General features: G+C 68.3%; 21 protein-coding genes. 11 read left to right on the forward strand and 10 right to left on the reverse strand.

Annotated features, from left to right (window positions below):
* Positions 1-60: 60 nt before the first annotated feature.
* Together ACK3BB_RS19540 and ACK3BB_RS19545 are read right to left on the reverse strand one after the other, a co-directional pair.
* The gene (locus ACK3BB_RS19540; protein WP_428926318.1) at positions 61-1,794 is read right to left on the reverse strand and encodes a hydantoinase B/oxoprolinase family protein; all 1,734 of its coding nucleotides are present in this window, start codon (positions 1,792-1,794) and stop codon (positions 61-63) included.
* Positions 1,791-3,854, reverse strand: coding sequence for a hydantoinase/oxoprolinase family protein (locus ACK3BB_RS19545; RefSeq protein ID WP_428926319.1), 2,064 nt, complete (start codon positions 3,852-3,854; stop codon positions 1,791-1,793). The genes ACK3BB_RS19540 and ACK3BB_RS19545 overlap by 4 nt, the downstream gene beginning before the upstream one ends.
* Before the next feature lie 656 nt (positions 3,855-4,510).
* Between ACK3BB_RS19545 and ACK3BB_RS19550 the strand changes: the two genes are divergently transcribed.
* From ACK3BB_RS19550 to ACK3BB_RS19580, 7 genes are all read left to right on the forward strand, one after another.
* Positions 4,511-6,025, forward strand: a complete 1,515-nt coding sequence (locus ACK3BB_RS19550) for a 6-hydroxynicotinate reductase (RefSeq protein WP_428926320.1) — start codon at positions 4,511-4,513, stop codon at positions 6,023-6,025.
* Positions 6,022-6,897: a UPF0280 family protein gene (locus ACK3BB_RS19555; protein WP_428926321.1), complete on the forward strand. Its 876-nt coding sequence runs from the start codon at positions 6,022-6,024 to the stop codon at positions 6,895-6,897. Before ACK3BB_RS19550 ends, ACK3BB_RS19555 begins: the two co-directional genes overlap by 4 nt.
* A complete protein-coding gene (locus ACK3BB_RS19560) occupies positions 6,890-7,474 on the forward strand; it encodes an amino acid synthesis family protein (protein WP_428926322.1) in 585 nt (194 codons plus the stop codon). The genes ACK3BB_RS19555 and ACK3BB_RS19560 overlap by 8 nt, the downstream gene beginning before the upstream one ends.
* Positions 7,474-8,058, forward strand: a complete 585-nt coding sequence (locus ACK3BB_RS19565; RefSeq protein WP_428926323.1) for an amino acid synthesis family protein — start codon at positions 7,474-7,476, stop codon at positions 8,056-8,058. Before ACK3BB_RS19560 ends, ACK3BB_RS19565 begins: the two co-directional genes overlap by 1 nt.
* A gap of 116 nt (positions 8,059-8,174) precedes the next feature.
* On the forward strand, positions 8,175-8,759 hold the full coding sequence (locus ACK3BB_RS19570) for a MarR family winged helix-turn-helix transcriptional regulator (RefSeq protein WP_428926324.1): 585 nt from the start codon (positions 8,175-8,177) through the stop codon (positions 8,757-8,759).
* A gap of 3 nt (positions 8,760-8,762) precedes the next feature.
* Positions 8,763-9,305, forward strand: a complete 543-nt coding sequence (locus ACK3BB_RS19575; protein WP_428926325.1) for a cysteine hydrolase family protein — start codon at positions 8,763-8,765, stop codon at positions 9,303-9,305.
* Positions 9,306-9,397: 92 nt separating this feature from the next.
* On the forward strand, positions 9,398-10,285 hold the full coding sequence (locus ACK3BB_RS19580) for a hypothetical protein (protein ID WP_428926326.1): 888 nt from the start codon (positions 9,398-9,400) through the stop codon (positions 10,283-10,285).
* A 3-nt stretch (positions 10,286-10,288) separates the two neighbouring features.
* Here the strand turns inward: ACK3BB_RS19580 and ACK3BB_RS19585 are convergent, their stop codons facing one another.
* Together ACK3BB_RS19585 and ACK3BB_RS19590 are read right to left on the reverse strand one after the other, a co-directional pair.
* Positions 10,289-12,481, reverse strand: coding sequence for an MGH1-like glycoside hydrolase domain-containing protein (locus tag ACK3BB_RS19585; protein ID WP_428926327.1), 2,193 nt, complete (start codon positions 12,479-12,481; stop codon positions 10,289-10,291).
* Positions 12,482-12,550: 69 nt separating this feature from the next.
* On the reverse strand, positions 12,551-13,618 hold the full coding sequence (locus ACK3BB_RS19590) for an ABC transporter substrate-binding protein (protein WP_428926328.1): 1,068 nt from the start codon (positions 13,616-13,618) through the stop codon (positions 12,551-12,553).
* A 305-nt stretch (positions 13,619-13,923) separates the two neighbouring features.
* Between ACK3BB_RS19590 and ACK3BB_RS19595 the strand changes: the two genes are divergently transcribed.
* Genes ACK3BB_RS19595 through ACK3BB_RS19610 form a run of 4 tightly spaced genes read left to right on the forward strand, consistent with a single transcriptional unit; the run spans position 13,924 to position 17,980 of the window.
* Positions 13,924-14,787: an ABC transporter permease gene (locus ACK3BB_RS19595; RefSeq protein WP_428926329.1), complete on the forward strand. Its 864-nt coding sequence runs from the start codon at positions 13,924-13,926 to the stop codon at positions 14,785-14,787.
* A gap of 10 nt (positions 14,788-14,797) precedes the next feature.
* Positions 14,798-15,580, forward strand: coding sequence for an ABC transporter permease (locus ACK3BB_RS19600; protein WP_428926330.1), 783 nt, complete (start codon positions 14,798-14,800; stop codon positions 15,578-15,580).
* 2 nt (positions 15,581-15,582) lie between these two features.
* Positions 15,583-16,662, forward strand: a complete 1,080-nt coding sequence (locus ACK3BB_RS19605; RefSeq protein ID WP_428926331.1) for an ABC transporter ATP-binding protein — start codon at positions 15,583-15,585, stop codon at positions 16,660-16,662.
* Positions 16,663-16,675: 13 nt separating this feature from the next.
* Positions 16,676-17,980 (forward strand): NtaA/DmoA family FMN-dependent monooxygenase, encoded by a 1,305-nt coding sequence (locus tag ACK3BB_RS19610; protein WP_428926332.1) that lies wholly within the window; start codon positions 16,676-16,678, stop codon positions 17,978-17,980.
* Between the two features lie 310 nt (positions 17,981-18,290).
* Here ACK3BB_RS19610 and ACK3BB_RS19615 read toward each other — a convergent pair whose 3' ends face one another.
* The 6 genes from ACK3BB_RS19615 to ACK3BB_RS19640 all read right to left on the reverse strand — a co-directional run bounded on the left by ACK3BB_RS19615 (position 18,291) and on the right by ACK3BB_RS19640 (position 24,238).
* A complete protein-coding gene (locus tag ACK3BB_RS19615; protein WP_428926333.1) occupies positions 18,291-19,754 on the reverse strand; it encodes a right-handed parallel beta-helix repeat-containing protein in 1,464 nt (487 codons plus the stop codon).
* A 200-nt stretch (positions 19,755-19,954) separates the two neighbouring features.
* Complete coding sequence (locus ACK3BB_RS19620; RefSeq protein ID WP_428926334.1) at positions 19,955-20,764, reverse strand: reprolysin-like metallopeptidase; 810 nt, start codon at positions 20,762-20,764, stop codon at positions 19,955-19,957.
* Positions 20,765-20,812: 48 nt separating this feature from the next.
* Positions 20,813-21,220 (reverse strand): hypothetical protein, encoded by a 408-nt coding sequence (locus tag ACK3BB_RS19625; protein ID WP_428926335.1) that lies wholly within the window; start codon positions 21,218-21,220, stop codon positions 20,813-20,815.
* Entirely contained in the window at positions 21,213-21,578 is a 366-nt protein-coding gene (locus ACK3BB_RS19630; RefSeq protein WP_428926336.1) for a hypothetical protein, read from the reverse strand. The genes ACK3BB_RS19625 and ACK3BB_RS19630 overlap by 8 nt, the downstream gene beginning before the upstream one ends.
* Before the next feature lie 66 nt (positions 21,579-21,644).
* Positions 21,645-23,708, reverse strand: a complete 2,064-nt coding sequence (locus ACK3BB_RS19635) for a hypothetical protein (RefSeq protein WP_428926337.1) — start codon at positions 23,706-23,708, stop codon at positions 21,645-21,647.
* On the reverse strand, positions 23,705-24,238 hold the full coding sequence (locus tag ACK3BB_RS19640) for a hypothetical protein (protein WP_428926338.1): 534 nt from the start codon (positions 24,236-24,238) through the stop codon (positions 23,705-23,707). Before ACK3BB_RS19640 ends, ACK3BB_RS19635 begins: the two co-directional genes overlap by 4 nt.
* Positions 24,239-24,340: the final 102 nt, after the last annotated feature.

A 24,340-nucleotide genomic window follows, 5' to 3' on the forward strand; every position in this document is an offset into this window, starting at 1 on the left:
ACCCACCCTACGCGGGCGCAACCCGTAGGGTGGGTTTTCAACCCACCGCCTCGGCGCGGCTCAGCCCGCGCGCAGGGCCTCGGTCGCGGCCATGTTCGCCGCGCCCCCGACCACGACCACCCCGAAGAGCGCCGCGGCCTGGTCCGCCGTGTACCGGCCCAGCCGCACATCCTCGGCCACCAGCGCCGGATCGCGGGTCATCGGATCGCCATAGCCCCCGCCCCCCGGCGTGGCCACGCGCACCCGGTCACCGGCCTGCAGGGGGATGTCCTGCGCCTTGGACAGATGCTCGGGCGTCATCGCCTGGCCGCCCCGCGTGACCGTCACCCGGTTGACCTGCCCCGCACCGCCGCCCAGCGCGCCCTGCGGACCAAACCGCCCGTGATCCATGACAAAACTGGCCTGCGCCGTGCCCTTGCGCAGCTCGACCTCGTAATCCAGCCCGAACCCTCCGCGATGGCGCCCCGCCCCGCCCGAGCCTTCGTGCAGGGCGTAGCGGTGATAGAGCACGGGGAATTGCTGTTCCATGATCTCGACCGGCGGGGCCTTGGAAATGCCGATGGTCGAACAGCCGTTGGAAATCCCGTCGCCCCCGGCCCAGCCGCCATATCCGCCGCCCGAAATCTGGTACATGACATAGCTCCGCCCCTCGTCGGGCACGGTGCCCCCCAGCGCGAAATTGCCCGAACTGCCGGCGGGTGCTGCGGTGACGCGTTCGGGCAGCGCGTCGACCAGCGCGGCAAAGACGGCCTCGGCGATGCGCTGGCTGACCTCGGCCGCACAGCCCGACACCGGCCGGGGATATTGCGCGTCGAGAAAGGTGCCTTCGGGGCGGATGACCTCCAGCGGCTCGAACGCCCCGGCCGAGATCGGCACGTCGGGGAAGATGTGGCGCGTGGCCAGGTAGACCGACGACAGGGTGGTGGCCAGGACCGAATTCATCGGCCCCGCGCAGGGTGCCGAGGACCCGGCAAAATCAAAGACCAGCCGGTCGCCCGTGGCGGTGATGGCCAGCCGGATCTCCAGCGGTTCGTTGACCACCCCGTCGCTGTCGACAAAGGCCACCGAGGTATAGGTGCCCGGCGGGATCTCGCGGATGCAGGCGCGCATCTGGTCGGCCGCCCGGCGGCGCAGTTCGGCAATCGCCGCGCGCACGGTGTCATCGCCGTAACGATCCAGCAGGCGGTTCAGCCGGGCCTGGCCGACATAAAGCGCCGCCGCCTGGGCCTTGACGTCGCCGATGCGCTGGTCGGCCACGCGGATGTTGGAACAGATGATGCCGTAGATCTCGGGATCCAGCACACCCTCCTTGAACAGCCGCACCGGCGGCAGGCGCAGGCCTTCCTGTTCGACCGACGTGGCCGAGGCGGAAAACCCCCCCGGCACCGCCCCCCCGGTATCGGGCCAGTGGCCGGTGTTGGACAGCCAGCAGAAGATCTCGCCATCGCGGTAGAACGGCATGGCAAAGCGCACGTCCATCAGGTGGGTGCCGCCCAGGTAGGGGTCGTTGACGATATAGATGTCGCCGGGCTTGGGCGCCGCCGCCCGGCCGTCGGCGATCCACTCGATCAGGGTGCGCGTCGAATATTGCATCGTGCCCACAAAGACCGGCAAGCCTTGCGAGCCTTGCGCGATCAGCGAGCCGTCCTCGGCGGAATAGATCCCGTCGGACCGGTCGTTGGCCTCGGCGATGACGGGCGAGAACGCGGCCCGGGAAAAGCTCAGGTCCATCTCGTCGCAGACCTGCTGCAGGCCGGACTGGATGACCGACAGGGTGATCGGATCAAGGCTCATGCCGCGCCTCCAAGCGTGATGATGATGTTGCCGTCGCCGTCCTGGGCCGCCATGTCGCCGGGCTCCAGCACGATGGTCGTGTCCATCTGCTCGATGATCGCCGGCCCCGTCAGCGAGGCCTCTGCCGGCAGGTGGTCGCGCCGGTAGACCGGCGTGTCGTGCCAGCCCCCGAACCAGACCTTGCGGGACCCGGTGCGCGCCTCGGCCAGGCTGTCCTTGCGCCCCGAGGCATCGATCAGCAGGCCCAGGTCGATCTCGGGCCGCCGCCCCACGACCGAGCAATTGACGTTGACCAGGGCCGGGCGGATCTCGGGCAGCTCGACCTGGAAGCGCTTGAAATAAGCGGCGGAAAACAGGCTCCGCAGGTCGTCAAGCGAGGGCGTCGGCGTGTCCAGCGGCACCCGCAGCAGGTGGGTCTGGCCGATGAACTGCATGTCGACGCTGGGCATGATGCGGATGTCGCTGACCTCGACGGCCTCGGCCCCGATCGCCGCCCGGCCCGCGTCGATCTGCTGGGCGAACAGGGCGTGCACGGCGTCGATATCGACGTGATCCAGCGGCCGGTTGACGGTGTTGACGAAATCGTGGCGCAGGTCGGCCACGACGCATCCCAGCGCATTGGTGATCCCCGGCCGGGCGGGCACCAGCACGCGGGGCACGCCCAGCTCGCGGGCGATGGCGCTGGCATGCAGCGGCCCGGCCCCGCCGAAGGCAAAGAGCGCGAAATCCCGCGGGTCCTCGCCCAGAGACACCGACACCATGCGCACCGCATCGGCCATCTTGGCGGTGGCAATGCGCAGCACCGCATCGGCCGCCGCCTCGGCATCCAGCCCCAGCGGCGCGCCCAGGGTCTCGGCAAAGATCGCCCGGATCTGCTCCAGGGTCACGGGCGCGTCCGGGGTGGTGAAGGTCGCCGGATCCATCCGGCCCAGCAGCAGGTTGGCGTCCGAAATCGTGGGCCGCGTGCCGCCCCGCCCGTAGCAGATCGGCCCGGGGGTCGACCCCGCGCTTTCGGGGCCCACCTGCAGCAGGCCGGCCGCGTTGACCCGGGCGATCGAGCCACCGCCCGCGCCCACGGTGCGCACGTCGACCATGGGCACGTGGATGGGCATGGCGTACTCGATCTCGATCTCGTGGCTGACCGCCGGTTCGGCGCCCCGGATCATCGCCACGTCGGTGCTGGTGCCGCCCATGTCATAGGTCAGCAGGTCGGGGATGCCGGCGCGGCGCCCGGTATAGGCGGCGGCCATCACCCCCGAGGCCGGGCCCGACATCACCGTCTTGGCCGCCTCGCGGGCCACGATCCGGGCCGAGACCATGCCCCCGTTGCCGTTCATCACCAGCAGGTCGTGGGCATAGCCCCGGGCGACCAGCTTGTCGGCCAGCCGTTCGACGTAGCGGCGCAGCAGCGGCTGGACCGAGGCATTGACGGCCGCCGTCACCCCCCGTTCGTACTCGCGGCTTTCCGACAGCAGGGCGTGGCCCATGGTGATGTTGTCGTTGGGCCAAAGCTCGGCCGCGATCTCGGCGGCGCGCAGCTCGTGGGCGGGGTTGGCATAGGCGTGCAGGAAGTGGATGACCAGCGCCTCGCAGCCGTCGTCGACCAGGGTGTGCAGGGCCACGCGCAGGGCGTCTTCGTCCAGGGCGACCAGTTCGGTGCCGCTGGCATCCATGCGCCCGGGCACCTCCAGGCGCAGGTCGCGGGGGATCAGCGGGCGGAAATCGCCCTTCATGCCATAGGCATTGGGCCGGGTGCGCCGGCCCAGTTCCAGCACGTCGCGGAAGCCCAAAGTGGTGATCAGGCCGGTCTTGCACAGCTGGCGTTCCAGCACCGCGTTGGTCGTGGTTGTCGTGCCATGCACGATCAGGTCCAGCGCGGCGATCTCAGCCCCGGCGGCATCCAGAGCGCCCAGCACGCCGGTCGACTGGTTGTCGAGCGTGGTCGGCACCTTGGCCAGGCGCACCCGCCCCGCGCGGCTTTCGAACAGCACCAGGTCGGTGAAGGTGCCGCCCACGTCGATCCCGGCGACGATACCTGAACGCGATGGGGTCTGGGTCATGTGTGTCTCCTGTCTCGCCCTGTTCGGGATGTCCCGTGCGGGATCGGCCGGGGGCGGCGTTGCGGCCAGCAAGACTGCCGCATGTAAACCTGTCAACCGAAGATCCCCCCGGCCGGAGGTGGCGGCAAACATGTTGGCACACAAATGACATTGGCAGGGGCCGCACCCCGGTCCGGGCGACCAAAAAACGGGCAGTGGCCGGGCCGTTGCTGCGGGGAAGCCGGGTGTGCAATCAGATGGGCGCCGGGAGTTGCAGGCGATTGCCGTCCCCGGGCCGGGCCTGGGTCAGCCCCAGGTCGTTCCACGGCCGAGCCCGGCTCGCTTTCGTGGCCGGGTGATTGATCTGGCCAAGGACAGGACCAATGATCAGGCCAGTCGTCCGACCCGTCACAGGGGCAATCATGGGGTCAGTCACGGGGCCACTTCACGCGCCGAACGCCGCCTTTCTGTGCAACGCACCGCGCCCACGGGCTTTGGCGCCGATGCAGGCCGTCGCGGGGGCCGAACCGACGGCCAAGACGATTGACAGCTCTGCCCGGTGATGTTCGCTTGTACACCAACGATATTGCCACCCCTGCGGTGGCCCGCATGAATGCCGCCTCCGGGCGGTCAGCGAAATTGCCGCCCCCCGGGACGGCCAGCGAAAGGCCAGCTTCGTGAGCGCCACAGCCAAAGCCGATGCCCCGCAGAAGATCCGCTGCGACGCCTGCCCGGTCACCTGTTTCATCGCCGAAGGCCGGTCGGGCGCCTGTGACCGCTATGCCAACCAAGACGGCGCGCTGGTCCGGCTGGACCCGCTGACCATCCTGGAAAACCGCGCCCGCGACGGTGATGCCGAAGGCCGGCTGGTGCCCTTTCTCGATGCCGAATGGGACGGCAACCCGGTCACCGGCGAACGCCAGTTCGTCACGGCCATCGGCGCCGGCACGACCTATCCCGATTACAAGCCCGCGCCCTTCATCGTCGCCTCCGAATATGACGGCGTCGACATGGTCACCGTGGTGACCGAGGGCATCTTTTCCTATTGCGGGGCCAAGGTGAAGATCGACACCGACCGCCATCTCGGCCCGGAATGCGCCCCCGTGCGCGCCGATGGCGAGGTGATCGGCCATGTGACCACCTCGGAATACGGCAGCCAGATGCTGTCGCTTGGCGGGGTCGAGCACCTGACCGGCGGATCGAAAAAGGAAGGCCGGGTGACCTGCGCCGCGCTGCTGGCACTGTGCAATGGCGAGGCGGTCGACCTGACCATCGACGGCGGCGCCGAGGTGACCGTTGCGGCGGGCCAGGCGCCAGTGGTCAACGGCGTGGCCGAAGAGCGCATGCGGGTGGGCTGCGGCTCGGCCACGGTGGGCATCTTCGCGGCGCAATGGCAGGGGCTGGTCGACGAGGTCGTGGTCGTCGACGACCACATCACCGGGGTGATGAGCGAACACCAGGCCGGCAAGGTCATCGGCTGGGAACCGACCGGGATCAAGATCCTCGGCCGCCGCTCCACCCCCGGCCGCTATTTCCAAGTGGCCGAGCCGGGCACCGGCTGGGGCGGCACCGACATGACCGACCCGCTGACCATCCTGGGCCCCTGGAACCCCAAGGTCGCCCGCCCCGGCCTGTCGTTGCTGATGGTCTCGACCACCGGCGAACACGCGGCCTATTACGAGCTGGACGACGATCTGCGCCCGGTCCAGATGGAGATCCCCGACCGGCTGGTGCCCTCGACGAAGCGGATCGAGGAGAATTGCGAGCCGGCGCATTGTTCGGTGCTGTTCATGGGTGGGGCCGGCGGCAGCCTGCGCGCCGGGGTCACCGAGAACCCCGTCGGCCTGACCCGGTCGGTGCAATCGGCGCTGACCCGGGTGACGGTGGGCGGCGCGCCGGTCTATCTGTGGCCCGGAGGTGGCATCACGATCATGGCCGACGTGACCCGGATGCCCCGGGGCGCCTTCGGCTACGTGCCCACTCCGGCGCTGGTCGCGCCCATCGAATTCACCATGCGGCGCAGCGATTACGAGGCGCTCGGCGGGCACATGGACCACGTCGTGCCCCTGTCCGAGGCGCTGGCCGGCATGCCCGGACGTCAGAGCGATCACATCCTGTCGGGCCGGCGTGGGGTCGGCCGGGCCGGCGACGACCCATGGCCGGTTGCGCCGCTGGCCGGCGGGCGCGGGTGAGCGGCTTTGCCGAAACGCCTTCGGCCCGGCTGTCTGCGGATGGCCGGCGGCTGCGCCTGCTGCACGGGCCGATTGATGTCATCGTGACGGCCGAAGGCCCTCAGGCGGCGCAGATGGCAGCCTTTGCCCGGGTGCGGGCCGCGTTCCTGCCGGTCCTGGGCACGCTGGTGGGCGAGCTGCCCCGCCTGCGCGCCGCAGACGGGCCGATGCCCGGCGGGCCGGTGGCCCGGCGCATGGTGGCGGCCACGGCGCCTTTTACACCTGCATTTGTCACGCCCATGGCCGCCGTGGCCGGCAGCGTGGCCGACCACCTGCGCGATGCGGCGCTTGGGTCCGAGGAACCCCGCACCACAGCCCGGGGGCTGGAACGGCTGATCGTCAACAACGGCGGCGACATCGCCCTGTGGCAGGCCGGCGGCACGGTGACCGCCGCGATCTGCGACGACCCGCTGACCGGACGCGCCGGCGGACGGATCGCCATCCCCCATGATGCCGGTGTCGGCGGGCTGGCCACCTCGGGCTGGCGCGGCCGGTCGCATTCGCTGGGCATCGCTGACGCCGTGACCGTTCTGGCCGCCGACGCGGCCCGGGCCGATGCCGCGGCGACCCTGCTGGCCAATGCCGTCGACCTGCCCGGCCACCCGGCCGTCACCCGCCTGCCCGCCCGGGACCTGGCCCCCGACAGCGACCTTGGCCCGCGCCCGGTGACCACCGCTGTCGGCCCGCTGTCGGTCGCCGATGCGCGGAAAGCCATCGACAACGGCCGGGCCATGGCCGAAAACTTCCTCGCGCGCGGGCTGATCCACGCGGCCTACCTGTCGCTGCAAGACACCCGCGCCACCGTTGCCGAAAAGGACCTGCTCGATGCCTGAACCCGAGATCCGCAAGACCGCCCTGCAGCTGGAAACCATCTGGCACGAAGGCGGCCCGGTGGCTGAAGTGCCCCTGAAGAAGGCGGCGGCGATTGCCGTCATCCGCAACCCCTTTGCCGGTCAGTACCACGCCGAGATCGCCGGGTTCATGGAAGACCTCAAGCCGCTGGGCCTGCGCATGGCGCAAGAGCTGATCGACGCGCTCGGCGGCGATCCGGCGGCGATCCAGGGCTATGGCAAGGGCGCCATCGTCGGCACCGCCGGCGAGCTGGAACACGGCGCGCTCTGGCACGTGCCGGGCGGCTATTCCATGCGTGAACTCATCCCGGCCAGCATGGCCATCGTGCCTTCGACCAAGAAGATCGGCGGCCCGGGCGCGCGGCTGGACGTGCCGATCACCCATACCAACGCCTCTTACGTGCGGTCGCATTTCGACGCCATGGAAGTCGGCCTGGCCGACGGGCCGAAGGCCGACGAGATCGCGCTGGTGCTGGTCATGACCACCGGCGCGCGGGTGCATGCCCGGGTCGGCGGGCTGGCCCATGACGACGTCGGCGGCCAGGACGGCCTGCGCTGATGCCCGCGGGCCTGCGCAAGCTGGTCACCCTGGCCGAAACCGTCGAGCTTGAAATGGGCCGGCCGGTCGTCCCGCCGTGCCGCAAGGCCGTGGCCGCGGCGGTCATCGCCAACCCTTTTGCCGGGCGCTACGTCGAGGACCTGACCGCGCTGATCGACACCGGCGCCGAGCTGGGCGCGCTGCTGGCCGGCGAGGCCCTGGCCCTGCTGCGGGCCGATCCAGCCGAGATCCAGGGCTATGGCAAGGCCGCCCTGGTGGGCGAGGCCGGCGAGCTGGAACATGCCGCCGCCCTGCTGCACCCGGCGCTTGGCGCGCCGCTGCGCGCGGCGATCGGCGGAGGCGTGGCGCTGGTGCCGTCGTCCAAGGCGATGGGCGGGCCGGGTGACGTGATCGACGTGCCGCTGGGCCACAAGGACGCGGCCTATGTGCGCAGCCATTTCGACGGCATGCGCCTGCGCATCGCCGATGCACCGCGCCCGGCCGAAATCGTCGTGGCCGTGGCCCTGTCGACCGGCGGCCGCCCCCTGCCCCGGGTCGGCGGGCTGACCGATGACGCGGCCCTGCGTCAGGACGGCTTGCGCTGATCGTTTGTGCAACAGCACCCCCGCGACCGGGTTTTGCCCCCCTGCGGGCGGTCCCGGGGCTTGCCGCATTGCGCCCCATCGACTAGCCATTTCAGGCCGCCAAGGGAGGGACACGCTTGGACAAGGACGCCGAACCGGACCTGGTCCGCCAGGACGATCTTTCGGACGATGCACCGGACGACACGGTCGCGGATACCGGGCCTGATGCGGGGCCTGAAACCGGGATCGATGACGATGCCGCCCCTCCGAACGGCTCCGAAACCGGCCCCCGGGTCGTGACCAGCGCCGAACATGGCTACCTGCTGGACGAACAGGTGGGATACCTGCTGCGCCGGGCCTATCAGCGCAATTCCCTGATCTTTTCCGATCTCATTCCCGGCGGGCTGACCACCACGCAATTCTCGGTCATGTTCCGCCTGGGCGAGGACGGGCCGATGTCGCAGAACATGCTGGGCCGGTCGGTGGCCATGGACGGAGCCACGACCAAGGGCGTCGTCGACCGGCTGGTCGCCCGCAACCTTCTGCGCACCGACCGCGATCCCGACGACCGCCGGCGCTACATCATCTCGCTGACGCCCGAGGGGATCGACATGCTCAACGCGGCCATCGACCGGGCCAAGGAAGTCACCCGCACCACGCTGTCACCGCTCAAACCGGCGGAACGACAGACCTTCCTGCGCCTTCTCAAGCGCATCGTCTAGGCCATGGCCACCGCACCCTGGCTCTTTCTGATCGACCTGCAACCGGCCTTTTCCTCGGCCGACAGCCCCTGGTTCACGCCCGGCACCGACGCGCTTTATGCCCGGCTGCGCCCGCTGGTGGCAGCGTTCGGCCCGCGCGTCCTGTTCTCGCGCTTTGTCCCGCCCGAAGGTCCGCCCGAGGGCAGCTGGGCGCCCTATTACGCCGAATGGCCCTTTGCCCTGACCGCGCCCGCCAGCATGTGGGCCTTGGATGACGACTGGGCCGGCGGGCGATCCATCGCGGCCGATACCTTCGGCAAATGGACGCCCGAGGCCCGGGCCATCCTGGACGGGGCCGGCGAGATCGTGATCGGCGGCGTGGCCACCGAATGCTGCGTGATGAACACCGTGCTGGCCGCGCTGGACGATGCCCGCCAGGTCTGCCTGCTGACCGACGGCTGCGCCGGCAGCACGGCGGATGCCCACGATGCGGCCGTCGCGCTGATGGCCATGCGCGCGCCCCAGATCCGGCTTTCGACCATTGACAAGGCGTTGGCCCCGACCTGACCCGCCCGGCGCGCGACCCCGGGTCATTTCGTTTGTGTGACAACGGATTTCCGGCTTTCATGGGGCCGACCAACCCCATCGGACACCACGCCATGACACCCCATGACATTCCCGCCAAGCCCTATTCCATCATCGGCGGCAGCGCCAATTGGGGCCTGCGATTCCCCGAGGATATCGACCAGCCGGGGGTCAGCGTGACGGCCTCGGACCTGACCTTTGACACGCCCTTCGGGCCCAGCCGCGACTGGAAGATCATCCGGTTCGACGGCTCGATCACCGCCGACGGCCAGCCGCGCGAGGCGCTTTACGTCTTTTCCCACGGCACCACCTCGGGCGACGAGATCGACCACGAGGGCCATCGCAAGGTCTTCTGGGTGCTGCGCGAGGCCGGTACGAAACGGGTGGTGGCCCTGTCGACCTCCGGGTCGTTGAACCGGGCGATCCGGGCCGGCGACCTGGTGATAGCCTCGGACATCCTGGAACTGACCCAGACGCCCTATTCGCTGCTGCCCGGCCGGCTGCGCTATGACGCGTCGGGCAAGCAGCTGATCTGCCCCGAAACCTCGGACCTGGTGGAGCGGATCGCGCAGGACCTGTGGCCCGTGGGCAACCGGGTCTATGGCCGCGATGCCCAGCTGGTCTGCGCCCATGCCTGGGGGCCGCGGCTGACCAGCCCGGCCGAGGTCATGGCCTATCGCTCCATGGGCGCGGATTTCATCAACCATTCCTTCGCGCCCGAGGTCACGCTGGCCCGCGAGATCGGGGCCTGCATCACCAATGTCAGCTTCATCACCGCGCCGTTCAGCGCCTATTTCGCCCCGCCCGAGGTGACGATCCTGGGCGCATCGCCCGCGCAGGCGCTTGGCCCGCTGGCCTCGCAGATCGCGCTGCGCACAATGGCCGCTCTGCCGGCCGAACCGGGGTGCATCTGCGCCGGGCTGCTGAGCCCGCAGGACCCGGCGCACCAATCCCACCGCTGAGCGTCAGAGCAGCGACACCACCAGCCGCGTACCGTCCGAGATGCCTTCGAGCGGCACGCTGGTGCCGCTGACCTTGACCGGCTTGCCATCGACGAAGGCCAGCGCGCCGGCCATGTGATCGGGCAGGATCAGCGTGCCGTCGCCCAGGTCCGGGTGCAGGGTCATGGCCAGCCGGGTCTTCGAGACCGACAGGTCGCTCAGCCGCCCACGGAAACCGCGGGTGCCAAAGACCAGCGCCCCGCCCCGGGTCAGGGACATCGCCTCGCCTTCGATGGTCAGCATGACCTCGCCGGCGGGGGAGCGCACCGGTCCCAGTTGCACGTCGTCTTCGACCGCGATCTGCCAGCCGCCCCAGGGCGAGATCTCCATGACCTCGCCGACGCCGATCAGGGGCAGCATCGCGCCCCAGCACAGGAACGGGTCGGTGTCGGGCTGATCCATGGCCTCGCCGGTGTCGGCGTTGTAATTCTCGGCCACGATGCGCCGGTCCTCCCAGTTCTGGCGGAACATGGTCATGCTGCGCGCGGCGAAATCCCGGGCGCGGTCGTCCAGCCCGGCCCGGCGCAGGCCCTGCCAGACGAACCAGTTGACGTTCGGCCAGATCCGCCCGCGCCAGTAGACATTGTCGCCATAGGCCGGGTCGTTGCGGCTGACATTGGGGATGACGTAGTCGCCGCCGAACATGTCGGGATCGTCCAGGTGGGCCATCAGCCGGTCGACCTGGTCGGCCGAGGCCGCGCCGCAGATCAGCGGGTAGAACGACGTCGGCCCGACCGAGCGCACGAACCCGCCGCCCCGCTGCCGGTTGGCAAAGATGCCCCGTTCGTCGTCCCACAGCTCGGCCCGGATACGGTCGCGCGAGGCGGCGGCCAGGCCGGTGAACTCGGCGGCCTGCTCGGCATGGCCCAGCTCGGCCGCGATCAGGGCCAGCATCTCGGCATCCAGGGCCAAGGTGCAGTTCAGGCCCACGTCCAGCAGCGACAGGGTGCGGGTTTCGGCGGAATAGATCGCCTCGTCATGGGTGGGCGAATTGTCCATGCCGGTCTCGTTGCGGGCCCCGAAATGGGTGCCCTTGTAAAGCGCCTCGCCCACGTCCGAGGTGCCGCAGGACACCAGCCCCCGCCCGTCGGGATCGCGATGCGCCCGCCACCAGCGCTGGTTGGCGGCAAGGGCCGGGAAGGCGAGTTCCAGCAGGGACCGGTCGCCGCTGCGCTGGTAGGCCATCCAGGCCATCAGGGCCCCGTTGGGCGCCTGGGTCCGGTCGACCCATTCGTCGTTCGAGGTCAGGATGCAGGCGAAATTCCCCTGAGGCGTGGCGCTGGCCATGGCACAGGCCATGTTGTCTCGCGACAGGGCCGGATCCAGCAGCCCGGCCATCAGGGCATTGTAGGTCGTGTCGTTGTACCAGACGGCATAATCGCCCAGGTTCCAGATCCGGCTGACCGGCGAATAGACCCGGTTGTTGGTCCCGTCCCAGACCGTGTTCCAGGCCAGCACGTCGCGGATGGCGTCCAGCGCCCCGGCATTGCGCCCGGTCTGCAGGGCGGGCAGATCGGCCGGGGCCGGGGTTAGCGCGGCACGGGCCTTGGCCACGGCCAGGTCCTCGCGGTCGGCCACGCCGGCGGCAAAGCGGCAGTCGCGCATCATTTCCAGGTTGAAGCGCAGGGCCAGCACCGGGGCCTCGGTGCCCCGGGTGGCGGTGTTCCAGTAGCCGTTGGTCTCGAAATCCCGGGCCAGGTCGGCGATGCTGTCATGGGCCGTGACCTGGGCCGGGGCCTGGTCGGCCTCCAGGGCCACGTAGCGCCGGCCCACGCGGATCACTGCGGCCCCATCTGTCCAGTGCACCGTCTCGCCCCGTTCGCCCGACAGGCACAGCGTCACCCAGTAGCGCAGCCCCCATTCGCCCTGCGCCCCGGCCGACCAGCCTCCCGACACCGTCCAGGGGTCGTGCTTGTCATAGGCCCAGCTCAGCTCCGTGCCGCCATGATCGGTGTCGAAACGTACGTAGCGCCCGTCGGTGGCATGTTCGAGAAACCGGATATCCTTTCCCGCCACGATGTCCGAGGCGCTGCCCGCGGCCGAGGAATACAGCACCGGCGTCAGTCGCACGCCAAGCGGCAGAAAGACCATTTCGGCCGGGCGGGACGACCAGGTGTTCCAGGCGCGATCAAGCGCGATATTGGGGCAGATCAGCACGAAGGGGTCCTTTCGACAAAGAAGGGCGGCGACCGGCGGCCGCCACCCCTTGGTCTGCTATGGCAAGGTTTACTGCGCGTAGGCCGTCTTGACCTCGGCCCAGAGCTGCTGGATCGCCTGGCGTTCGTCATCCGACAGCGGCGCCATGAAATGCAGCCGCGAGGTCACCGCCGGGTCGCCCATGACATCGCGGTTGAACGCGCCTTCGGGCAGGGCGTCAAGCGCCTTGGGGTTGGCCGAGGTGGCCGCGCCGATCTCGGTGTCCCACTGGACGTAGAATTCCGGCGAGATCATGTAGTCGATGAACTTGGCCGCCGCTTCGGCGTTCTTCGAGCCGGCCGGGATGCCCAGCGTGTCGAACCAGGCGATCGCCCCGTCTTCGGGGATGACGAAATCGACCGGCAGGCCATAGGTCGTCTTGGCCCGCATCGCGCCGCCGGCCCAGATCTCGGCCAGGTCATAGGCCCCGTTGGCCATGCCCTTCATGAACTCGTCTTCCGAGGCCCAGAGCGATTTCACCTGCGGCTTCAGCTCCAGCAGCTTGACCTTGATGGCTTCCAGGTCCTCGGGGTGGTTCATGTCCTGGCCCAGCACCAGCGCGGCCTGCTTGACCTGCCATTCGGCATCGTCGCGCAGCGACAGGCGGCCTTCGAAGGCCGGGTCCCACATGGCCGCCGCGCTGGTCACCGGCGCGTCGACCGCCGAGGTGTTATAGGCCAGCCCGTTGACGCCCCAGACCCAGGGCGCGCCCCAGACCTCGCCCTCGACCGTGACGGACGGGTCTTCCTTGAAGGGCGCGCTGAGGTCATCCCAGTTCGACAGCGCCGCGGTGTCCAGCGGCTGCAACAGGCCCAGTTCGCGCACCTTGTCGACCATCGCCGCGTTGACCACGACCACGTCATAGGCCCCGGCCCCGGTCTGCAGCTTGGTGATCATCTCCTGTTCGGAGGTGAAGTAATCATGCACCACGGTGATGCCCGTGGCCTCCTTGAACGCTTCCAGCCCGAATTCCGCATCGGTGCCATAGCTGTTCCAGTTCAGAACCCGAATCTCCTGGGCCAGGACCGGCAAAGCCGGGGCCAGGGCGGCCACCAGCCCCGCAACGAGGGTCAGGCGCGTGTGTTTGAGGACGTTCATCTTGCTTCCCTGTCTGAAATATTCGTTTGCTTGCTGACGTTCCCGGACAGCCCATCCGGGCCCTGTGATCCCAGTTGGGAACCGGCCCGGATCAAAAGCAAAGACTTTCTGGCCTTGCCCCAGGGGAAACCGAGAATGCACATTTTTACGACAGCAGCGACATTTGTTCGCCCGGAAAATACGTTCGTGTGCAAATGATACCTCCTGTGACCGAATGGGCATTTGCCTGCCATCTTCGGATCGGACCCAATAGGAAGACGTGCAGGCGCCTGACCACGGGGCCGCCAACCGAGAAAGACCTTGTCATGCCTACAGCCACCCAGCAACGGCGCGCCATCTTCTCCCTGACCGGACCGGCCTATCTCTGGCTGCTGGTCACGATCCTGCTGCCCCTCTCGGCCATGCTGTGTTTCAGCTTTCTGACGGTATCGCCGTTTTCCGGCCAGCAGCCGGAATGGACGCTGGAGCAATATCGCACCTTCTTCACCCAGGACGTCTACATGGTGAATGCCTGGCGCTCGATCGGGCTGGCCACGCGGGTCACCTTGCTGTGCCTGCTCTTCGGCTATCCGGCGGCCTTCATCCTGGCCCGCACGATCAAGGGCCGCTGGCGCGAGGCCATGCTCTTGCTGATCGTTCTGCCCTTCTGGTCGAACGGGCTGGTGCGCTCCTTTTCCTGGACCATGGTGCTGACCGATTACGGCATCATCGGCCGGGCCCTGCACGCGGTCTGGCCGGGCGCGCCCTCGATCGAGATCATGAATTCCTATGCCGCCATCCTGATCGGCCTGGTGCATGCCTACCTGCCCTACATGGTGCTGACCTGCTATGTCGCCCTGCAGGGCATCAACATGTCCCTGACCGAGGCCGCCCGGTCGCTGGGTGCCTCGCACCTGCAGGTCTTCCGGCGCATCATCCTGCCGCTCAGCCTGCCCGGTGTCGTCGCCGGCTGCCTGCTGGTCTTCGTGCCGGTGCTGGGATCCTTCATGGAGCCGCGCATCCTGGGCGGCACCCAGGCCATCATGCTGGGCACGCTGATCGAGAACCAGTTCACCGCGTCCTTCAACTGGCCCCTGGGCGCGGCCCTTGGCTTTGTCATGCTGGGCATCGTCTTCGTGATCATGGCCGTGTTCTACCCGCTTGCGCGCAAGCACCTGTCGGTCAGCTGAGGAGCCCCCAATGTCACGGATCATCGGAACCTTCAGCCGCGGCTACCTGCTGGCAATGCTGCTGTTCCTCTATACGCCGATCATCGTGATGATGATCATGTCCTTCAACAAGTCGCCGCTGTATACCCTGCCGTTCAACTTCGACCTGGTCTGGTGGGAGAAACTGATGGCCAACGACCGCCTGCTGCGCGCGACGTGGAATTCGGTCTGGATCGCCGCGCTGAACACGGTCATCGCCACGACGCTGGGCACCATGGCCGCCCTGGCCTTTGCCCGCTACGAATTCCGGGGCAAGAAGCTGCTGCAATCCCTGCTGATGCCCTCTCTGGTCATTCCCTGGCTGATCACCGGCACGGCCATGCTGATCTTCTTCTTCTGGACGGGCATCGGGCGCGGCCTGCATGCCATCCTGCTGGGCCATGTCGCCCTGTCGCTGCCTTACGTCATCATCGTCATCGGGGCCCGCATGCAAAGTTTCGGCGTCGAACTCGAAGAGGCCGCCACCAGCCTTGGCGCCTCGTCCTGGCAGACCTTCCGCCGGGTGTCGCTGCCGCTGATGGCCCCGGGCATCGTGGCCGCCGCGCTCTTTGCCTTCGCCGTGTCCTTCGACCAGTTCGTGATTTCCTATTTCCTCGCGCCCGTCGGCACCTCGATCCTGCCGGTCGAGATCTATACCTCCATCCGCCAGGGCTTCACGCCCGAAATCAACGTCATCTCGACCATCGTCATCCTGGTGTCGATGGCCGCGATGATCGGGTTTGCCCGCCTGTCCAACTTCTCGGGAGACCGCTGACCATGGGGTCCGTCGACATCCGCAACGTATCGAAATCCTACGGCCCGGCGCAGGCGCTGGCCGATGTGTCCCTGTCCATTGCCGAGGGCGAGTTCTTTGGCCTGCTGGGCCCGTCCGGCGGGGGCAAGACAACCCTGCTGCGGGCCATCGCGGGCTTCGTGGAACCGGATGCCGGCACCATCACCGTGGACGGCAAGCCGATCCAGAACGTGCCCGTCAACAAGCGCGACATCGGGCTGATGTTCCAGAACTACGCGCTGTTTCCCCATCTCAGCGTGCGCGAGAACCTGGGCTTCGGCCTGTCCGTCCGCCACCGGCCCAAGGCCGAGATCGACGCAAGGGTCGATGAACTGCTGGCCCTCGTCCGGCTGGAAGCCTTCGGCGACCGCAAGCCCAGGCAATTGTCCGGCGGCCAGCAGCAGCGCGTGGCCCTGGCCCGGGCGCTGGCCACCAATCCGCGGGTCCTGCTGCTGGATGAACCGCTGGGCGCGCTGGACAAGAACCTGCGCGAAGAAATGCAGATCGAGCTGAAGCAGATCCAGCGGGAAATCGGCATCACCACGATCTTCGTCACCCACGACCAGGAAGAGGCCCTGACCCTGTCCGACCGCATCGCCATCATGCGCGACGGCGGCGTCGAACAGGTAGGCGCCCCGCGCCAGATCTACGAACGCCCCGACACCGCCTTTGCCGCCCGTTTCCTGGGCGCGGCCAACTTCTTTACCGGAACGGTCGAGGGCAACGACGGCGCCCTCACCCGCGTCCGACTGGGTGACGGCACGGTCTTTACCACCACCGATGCCGCCGCGCCGGGCCGGCAGGTCACGCTGGCCGTGCGCCCAGAAAAGATGTTCACCACATCGCCGGACACCGCGCCCAACCGCATCTCGGGGCGCATCCTGCAAGAGGTCTTCACCGGCACCGCCGTCACCTACCGCCTGGACGCCATGGGCCAGACCGTGTCGGTCTTTGCCCAGAACGGCGGCAGCGCCCTGCCCGCGACGGGCGACATGCTGACCGTCGGGTTCGATCCGGCCAATGCCGTGATCCTGGCCGATACTCCCGCCCCTCAAGCCGCCTGAAAGGTCCTGCCCGATGTCCCGCAAGATGCACCTTGTCGCCTATCTCAAGACCGGCCCCACGGCCAACCACGTCGGCGGCTGGCGCCACCCCGAGGCGACGCTGGACGACATCCTGGAACCCTCGCGCTATGAACGCATCGCCGGGGTGCTGGAAGACGCCTGCTATGATGCCTGTTTCTTCGCCGACCTGATGGGGCTTTATGACATCCACGGCGGCAATTACGACGTCTACGTCCGCCACGGCGGCCAGATCAGCTTTATCGACCCGCTGATGGTCCTGCCGATCATGGCCCGCGCCACCCGCCACATCGGCCTGGGCGCGACCCTGTCGACGACCTTCTACCACCCCTACCACCTGGCCCGGCAATTGCTGTCGCTGGACCTGATCAGCAAGGGCCGCGTGGCCTGGAACGTGGTCACCTCGGCCACTGCGCTCGAGGCCCAGAACTTCGGGATGGAGGACCTGCCCCCCAAGGACCTGCGCTATGACATGGCCGACGAGGTGGTCGAGGCCTGCATGAAGCTGTGGCACAGCTGGGAGCCGGACGCCTTCGTGCTGGACAAGGAGAGCGGCGTGCTGGCCGACCCGTCCAAGGTCCATTACGCCAATTACAAGGGCAAGTACGTGTCCTCGCGCGGGCCGCTGTCGATCCCGTCCAGCCCCCAGGGCCACCCGGTGATCATGCAGGCCGGGGCCTCGCCCCGGGGCCGCGAATTTGCCGCCCGCTGGGCCGAGGTGGTCTTTGCCGCCCCGGGCGAGCGCAAGGCCATGGGTGCCTTCTACGAGGACGTCAAGGCGCGCACCGTGGCGGCCGGGCGGCGGCCCGAAGAGTGCAAGATCCTGGTCAATGCGACCTGCATCATCGGCGAGACCGAAAGCATCGCCCGCGAGCGGGCCGATTTCGTCAATGCCCTGGCCGAGGAGGAACTGGCCGTGGCCTGGCAATCCAATTCGATCGGCGTCGACCTGACCCGCCATGTCGAGGGCGCCTCGATCGCCGAGGCCCAGGGCACCCAGGGCATGCAGGGCTCGGTCGACTCGCTGATGAACCAGAGCAAGGCCCGCGGGCTCAGCCTCAGCGAGATCGTCCGCCAGCCGGTGCCCGACCAGATCGTCGGCACGCCGATGCAGGTGGCCGACATCCTCAGCGACATGTTCGAAAGCAAGCTCTGCGACGGCTTCGTGCTGGCCCCTGTGACCCATCCGATCAGCCACGAGACCTTCGCCCGCTCGGTCGTGCCGATCCTGCAGCGCCGGGGCCTGTTCCGCACCCGCTACGAGGGCAACACCCTGCGCGAGAACCTGCGCAACCCCTGACGCTCCCGCCCCGCGCCATCCTTGCGCCGAGCGCGTGGCCCATTTGTGCGGCGGCCGAAGGCGGGCTCGGCGTAGAGCCTGTCCATTCCGGGCGCACCGGCGGGCCCGACGTTAGACATATCCATTCCGGGGGCACTCGCGGGTCCGGCGCGAGATCTATCGATTCCGGGTGCACAGACTGACCAGGCGCGGGGCCTATCCAGTCCGGACGCACCGGCGGGTGCGACATGGCCTCCATCCGTCCCGAGGCCGCAGGCGGTCCGACATGGCCCCCACCCGTTCCGACGCCGCGGGCGGGCCAGGCGTGGCCCTATCCATCCCGGAGGCGCAGGCGGGCCAGCCCGTAGCCGTCCTGCCAGGCCCCGCGGTTCAGCCCGCCATCGCCCGGCTCGACCTCGGCCGGGCCTTCCGGGGTCTCGATGATCAGCGGCAGGCCCGAATGAAGCCCGGCGCTGTCCGGGGCCAGCCGCAGATCGCCGCCCGGCCCGTCGCGGAACAGCGGCGCGGCCTGAATGATGCCCCCTGTCTCCCAACCGTGGCGGGCATGGACATCGCGCAGGTAATCGCCGCGATTGGTCAGGCTGCCGTCGAACACGACCCCGTCGTCCTCGCGCTTGTGGAAATGGCGGACGAGGTCGATCCAGGCACAGGTGTAATCGTCGTAATCCTGCGGGCCGCACCATTCGAAGACATTGTTGGCAAAGGTCAGGCGGGTCGTGACATCGGGCCCGATGGCAAAGAGATCCGGGTGGTTCACCGAAGCCGCCGCCCCGCCGATCAGCGGACAGCGCAGGAAGAAGGAATTGTTGACCACGTACCAGGGCATCTCGGGCGACAGCGCCTTGCTGGCATAATCGGGGTTGGGCGACAGGTAGCTGAGCTTGAGCACCCGGCCCATGGTGTGATGCAGGCTGCCGGGCTGGCCCTGGCGGGTCTCGAACCGGCCGATGTTGCCGTAGATGTAGATATGCCCGCCGCGCACCCCGTCGAAGGACAGCCAGCCATGGGCGTCGATGATCCGGTTGTGGCGGATGTGCCAGTTGCGGGCCCGGTGTTCCGGTTCGATCGGGTTGTCGCGGATACGCCGGAAGGTATTGCCGGCAATGACGAAATTGTCGTTGTTCAGCGCGTCCGACGCTGTCGGGTCATGCTTGGTGCGGATGCCGTTGTAGGCATCGCTGATGACATTGTTCTCGACCCGGACATTGCCCAGCCCCTTGCCGGCCAGGAAGGAGCCGTTGAAATGGGCATAGGTGTTGTTGCCGCCTTCCTCGCCATGGGCTTCGACCCAGTCGATCCGGTGCCACAGCGCATGGTCGGGCGAGGTATCCTGCTGCCAGTGGCAATCGCGGATGGTCAGGCCGGTCGTGGCCTTGGCATAGATCGCATCCGTGCCGCCCCGGATGCGGCAGTTCTCGATGGTGATGTCCCGGCACTTGTTCATCAGCAACCCGGTGGGCCAGGCATTGGCCAGGCAGAGGTTGCGCAGGATGACGTGCCGGCAGTCCTTCAGTTGCAGGAAGATATGGTCATAGCGGTCGGCCCGGGGATCGGGCCGGCGCGCGGCGTCGATCCAGCCGGGCACCAGCGGCTCGATGATGACCTCGTTGCCGGAATGGCCGCGCAATCCGTCGATGCGCAGCTGATCGCCATGGACCCCGGGCGCGATGCGCAGGATCTTTGCCTGCCCGGCCCCGGGCAGGGTGAATTTCGTCGGGTGGCCGGCCACCGGGGTCAGCATCCGGAAATCGGTTATCTCGCGAAGGGTCGTCATCGATCTGCGGCCTCCGTTCGGCAGCTGTGACAGGGTCGTAACGGTCCGGCTCAAGGCACGGGCCCGGACCATGGCCATACTGCACGGGGCAGCGGGCCGGGCATAGACCCGCGCCGGCCCGGTCGGGCCGGCAGGGCCCGGCAACTTCCCCGGCACCGCCCGTCGGTTGAAGAGCGGGCAATGCCGGGGGCCATCGCGCCTCAGACCGGCACGGCCTGTGCCGCGCAGTCCCGGCGTGCCGGAACCGGCAGCGGCGGGCGGAAATGGCTGAACGGGCGCATCAGCTGCACGGGCGTACCGTTGACATGGTCCAGCGTGCCGCTCCAGACCTCCTGGTACAGCGTATAGAGATCCTGGCGGTCGGTTTCCGTCAGCGTGCTGTCGGGGCCGTAGTTCATGATCGTGAACCTGTCGTGCCGGCCGAAGACCTCGCTGGGAAAGGCCGTTTCGCTGACCTGGGCGAAGAAATGGCGCAGGCCGAAGACATGGCCCAGCTCGTGGGCCATGGTTTCGATCTGTTCGTCCCGGCTCTGGTCGAACATGCGGGGATAGAGCACCAGCTCGTGCTGGCCGGCATCGGGGAAGAAGGCGCTGGCCAGCACGCAGCCCGCCGGGTTGCAATTGTCCTGGTCGCGGATGACGATCTCGAAATCCCAGCGCTCGTGCACCTCCTGGAACCGGACGGGCACGGCATAGCCCCAGCCCACCAGCGCCTCGGCGAAAAGCGCGCGGATATAGGCCTTGACCGCCTCGGGATCACGGAAGGGCAGCAGGGATTGCTCGCGGAACCGGAAGCGCAGGGTGACATCGCGATCCCACAGCGGGATGAACCCGTCGGGCGCATGCAGGACCAGGTCCAGCGGCGAGCGGTTGTCGGGCGTGGGATAGCCCAGCTTGTCGGTCTCGCAGACCGCCCCGCCGTGGTAGAGGTGGATGAACGGCTTGAGCAGGCTGGCGGCGTCGGCCGGGTCGCGGCGGTCGAATGGACCGGTCTTTTGGCAATTGCACATGGTCTTGTCCTCCTTGGGTCGGGGTTTGGTCGGATCACCGGTCCGGGGTCAGCCGGCCCGGTCGGCCCGCGCGGCGGCATGGGCCGCGCGGATCAGCTCGTCGGTCAGGCCACCATGCAGATCGGTGCGCCTGTCGGTGACATGGAACCGTTGCGCGGTCAGGGGCTGCAGCGACGGCTGGTCCTGGGGAAACTCGGCAAAGGCCAGCACGGCGGGCCGGCGGGCGCCGTCGATCTCGAGCCCGCGCTGGTCTTCGAGCGTGATCATCAGGACAAAGCAGAGGCGGTAGAGGAAATCCAGGTCGGCCTCGGCCAGCACGTCGGTGTCGTCAAGCCGGCCGTCCTCCAGCATTTGCCCGATCAGGCGGGTAACGAAATCGGCCAGGAACACCCCGGCCACCCGGCCGTAGGTCTCGTTGTCCAGGACCAGCGGGCCCAATGCGCTCGTGTCAGACATGCTCGATCACTCCGACGCCCAGAACGGACGGAAACAGGAAACACCAGAGAAAGACCGCCCCGGCCCCGGCCAGCGCGGCGCCGCCGGGAATGCGCCCGCGTTGGACCCCGCGGACCTCGATCTGGGCGCCAAAGCCGTTGCCCGTGCCCGGCAGGCGCAGGAAATCGGTGGCCACGGCCTCGGCGGCGGTCAGGTCGCCGCTGACCGAGATGGCAAAGCCCGGTGCGGGCGAGCCGTCGAAATGGAAATCGTCCGAGGTGGTCAGCCAGGTTTCCCCGTCGGCCTCCTCTTCGATGCGGAACGTGCCGGCAAGGCTATGCCCGTTGCGGCCTTCGAAATGTCCCTGGGCGATCAGCATCGCGGGGTCTCCTGTCTGGTGGTGTCGGGATGCGCCCGGTCCCGCCAGGGGGCCGGGCGCCGCCGGTCAGCAACGGCCGGGGGTGGGTTGGGCCGCGGCCAGCGTGCCGTCGGACAGGATCTTGACCGCCGCGACGACCTCGGTCGCGCCGATGGTGCTGCCGTTCAGCAGGCAGGCCGGCAGGGTGCGCGGGACCAGCAGGGGCACGGTCATCTCGACCCGTTCGCCGGGGTGATAGGCCAGCATCTGCTCGCGCAGGATGCCGATGGTGATGGCCTCGCCCAGCAGGGCGCTTTCGATGTAATCGGTGTAATAATGCACCCCGGCGATGTTGCGGGCATTCGAGATGTTCCACATCAGCTTGTTCAGCTCGCCTTCCAGGGTCAGGCCCTTGGGGATCGCGACGCCGAGCATTTCGATGTCGGTATCCTCGGCGGTCGCGCCACCATCGGGCACCAGGGCGGTTTCGCCCGGGTCGACCAGGTAGACCGGCTTTTGGGGATGCGCTTTCTGGGTCATCGCGAAGAAGGCCTTGAGCAGGGTCACGCAGGCGCCGGCGACGGTGGCATGACCGGCGCCATAGGCCGGGTGCATGGGCGAGCCTTCGGGGAAGGCCATGGGCAGAAGCCAGGTCGCCTGGTCCAGGTCCCCGCCCGTGCCGTTCTTGGCGTCATTGTGCTCGCGGATGTCTTCGAGGATGTCCGCGAGCGTCGGGTCGAACCCCGCCTCGGTCTCCACACCGTCGAACGTGTAGGTGGCCAGCGTGCGGCCCAATTGCCGCCGGGCCTCGGCATCGGGGCTGTTGCCGGTCTCGGCATAGGGCGTGCTTCCGGCGAGCCCCCGGTCGGGCTGGTAGCCGCTGTAGATCGTGTGGAACAGCGCGCCTGCGGCCTCGGGGCGCAACCGGCGGTGCACGGTGAATTTCTGCAGGCGCACGGCCTTCAGCGCACGGCTCGACACTTCGGTCACCAGCGTCAGAAGGTGCGGCCCGCCGAACAGCGCAAAGGGCTCGCGGTTGTCGTGGCGCGCGGGGTTGGACGTGTTCCTGTGAAACGGGATGCCCGGGTCAAAGGCGAATTTTTCGGCCAGCAGGATCAGCGCGGCGTTCAGGTAGGCCTGGTAGAGCTGGTCGTCATGGACATAGGTTGCCATGTCGCGCAGCCGGGCCATGGTGCGCCGGGCATCAAAGCCGTTGCCGTCCTTTTGGTATTCCTCGTCCCGTTCCCTGACAAACCCGCGCTTGTCCAGCCCGTTCTGCACGTCCAGCCAGGCCTCCCAATCGGTCATGTAGTCCTTTTCGGGCAGGGCCACGGTCACGCGCTGGTCGATGGTCTGGGCGCCATAGGCGATCAGGCCGTTGGCCCGGTTGCCGCCCGTGCCCATGATCATGAATTGCGACAGGAACGGCGTGTCCCAGCCATCCTCGCCCTGACCGCGAAAGACATTGGCCGCCGTCTGGGGCGTTCCGCAGCGCCGCCAGCCCTGCTGCAGCGGGTCGGCCACGTCGTTCATGGCGGTGGTGCCCCGGAACCAGCGCATATTCGACAACCGGGTGGCCGCGGCGACCACGGCGCCATTGCCGGCCTGCAGGGCCGTGACCTTGGCCGGATCGGCGGCCGAGCCATCGGCGGCGGTCAGGGCGTTGACCAGGCTGGCGGGCATGAAGGCGGCAATCGGCCAGTCACGGCACAGCGCCATCTGGTAGACCTCGGCCATTTCGGCGGCAAACTCGGCCGAGCCGGCCGGCGGGGCCGGCGGCATGGTCACGGCATAGGGATCGGGCCCTTCCAGCACGTAGGCATGGCCGCAGGTCGGGCTTTCCCACTGACGATAGACATCCCAGTCCGGCAGCCCGCCGATCGTTTCGGTCCGGAACGTGCCGCGATACGGGTCGACCCCGGCAAAGACCGCGGGATCGTGGGACAGGGTGCCGGCGGCAAAGGCCTCGAATTCGGCCGGATCGCTCAGCAACCCGTTCTGCTCGTGGCCGAGGCCCTTGGTAAAGCTGAAGATGTAGGGCGCTCTTTCGTCGTTGTTGGCTTCGTGGTCCAACAGCCCGGCCTGGCCGGACAATTCGGCCGCGGCCACGCGCACGGCGGTCGGATCACGGCTTGGGTCGCTGAATTTCATCTGTCTGTCCTCTCTGGGGTTGCGGCCGTCCAGGGCCGTTCCTCGGCCGCGAAATGCCAGTTGATCGCGCCGTCGGCGTTGGGGGCGGGATGGGGAATGTCGTGCAGCACGGACCGGCCGCCGACCGTGCCGCGACTGTGGGCATGGCGGCCAAAGGCCACCAGGCGCAGCCCGTCGTCGGCCCGCGACAGGGTCACCACACCATCGGCCGGAAAGAACCGGCCCGGCAGGACAAGGGCCGCGTCCAGCCCATCGGGCAGATGTCGCAGCATCATGTATTGCGGCGCCTGGGCATCGGCCTCGGCCAGGATCGCGACGATCGAATTCTGTTCGGCCAGGCCCGCCGGGGCGGCGGCGGCCCCCGGGGTGACCGGCACCGAGGTGTCGGAAATGACCAGGAAGGCGCCTTCGGGCCCGCCGCCCGACAGGATCAGCCATTCCTGCACCGGCGGGTTGGTCTGGTAGGGTCTGTCATAGGGCCCGATGCGCAGGGTGTTCAGCATCGCGGTCCGGGTTGTCTGGGCGATCATGGGCGGCCTCGTCCTAGGATGCCACCACCCTGCCGCCCGACCGTCAGCGCAGGGTCAGAGCATCGTCAAAACAGCATCAAAACCGCAGGCCCGCCGTTCACG

It is taken from the genome of Marinibacterium sp. SX1 (assembly GCF_050389775.1).
Classification (GTDB): Bacteria; Pseudomonadota; Alphaproteobacteria; order Rhodobacterales; family Rhodobacteraceae; genus Marinibacterium.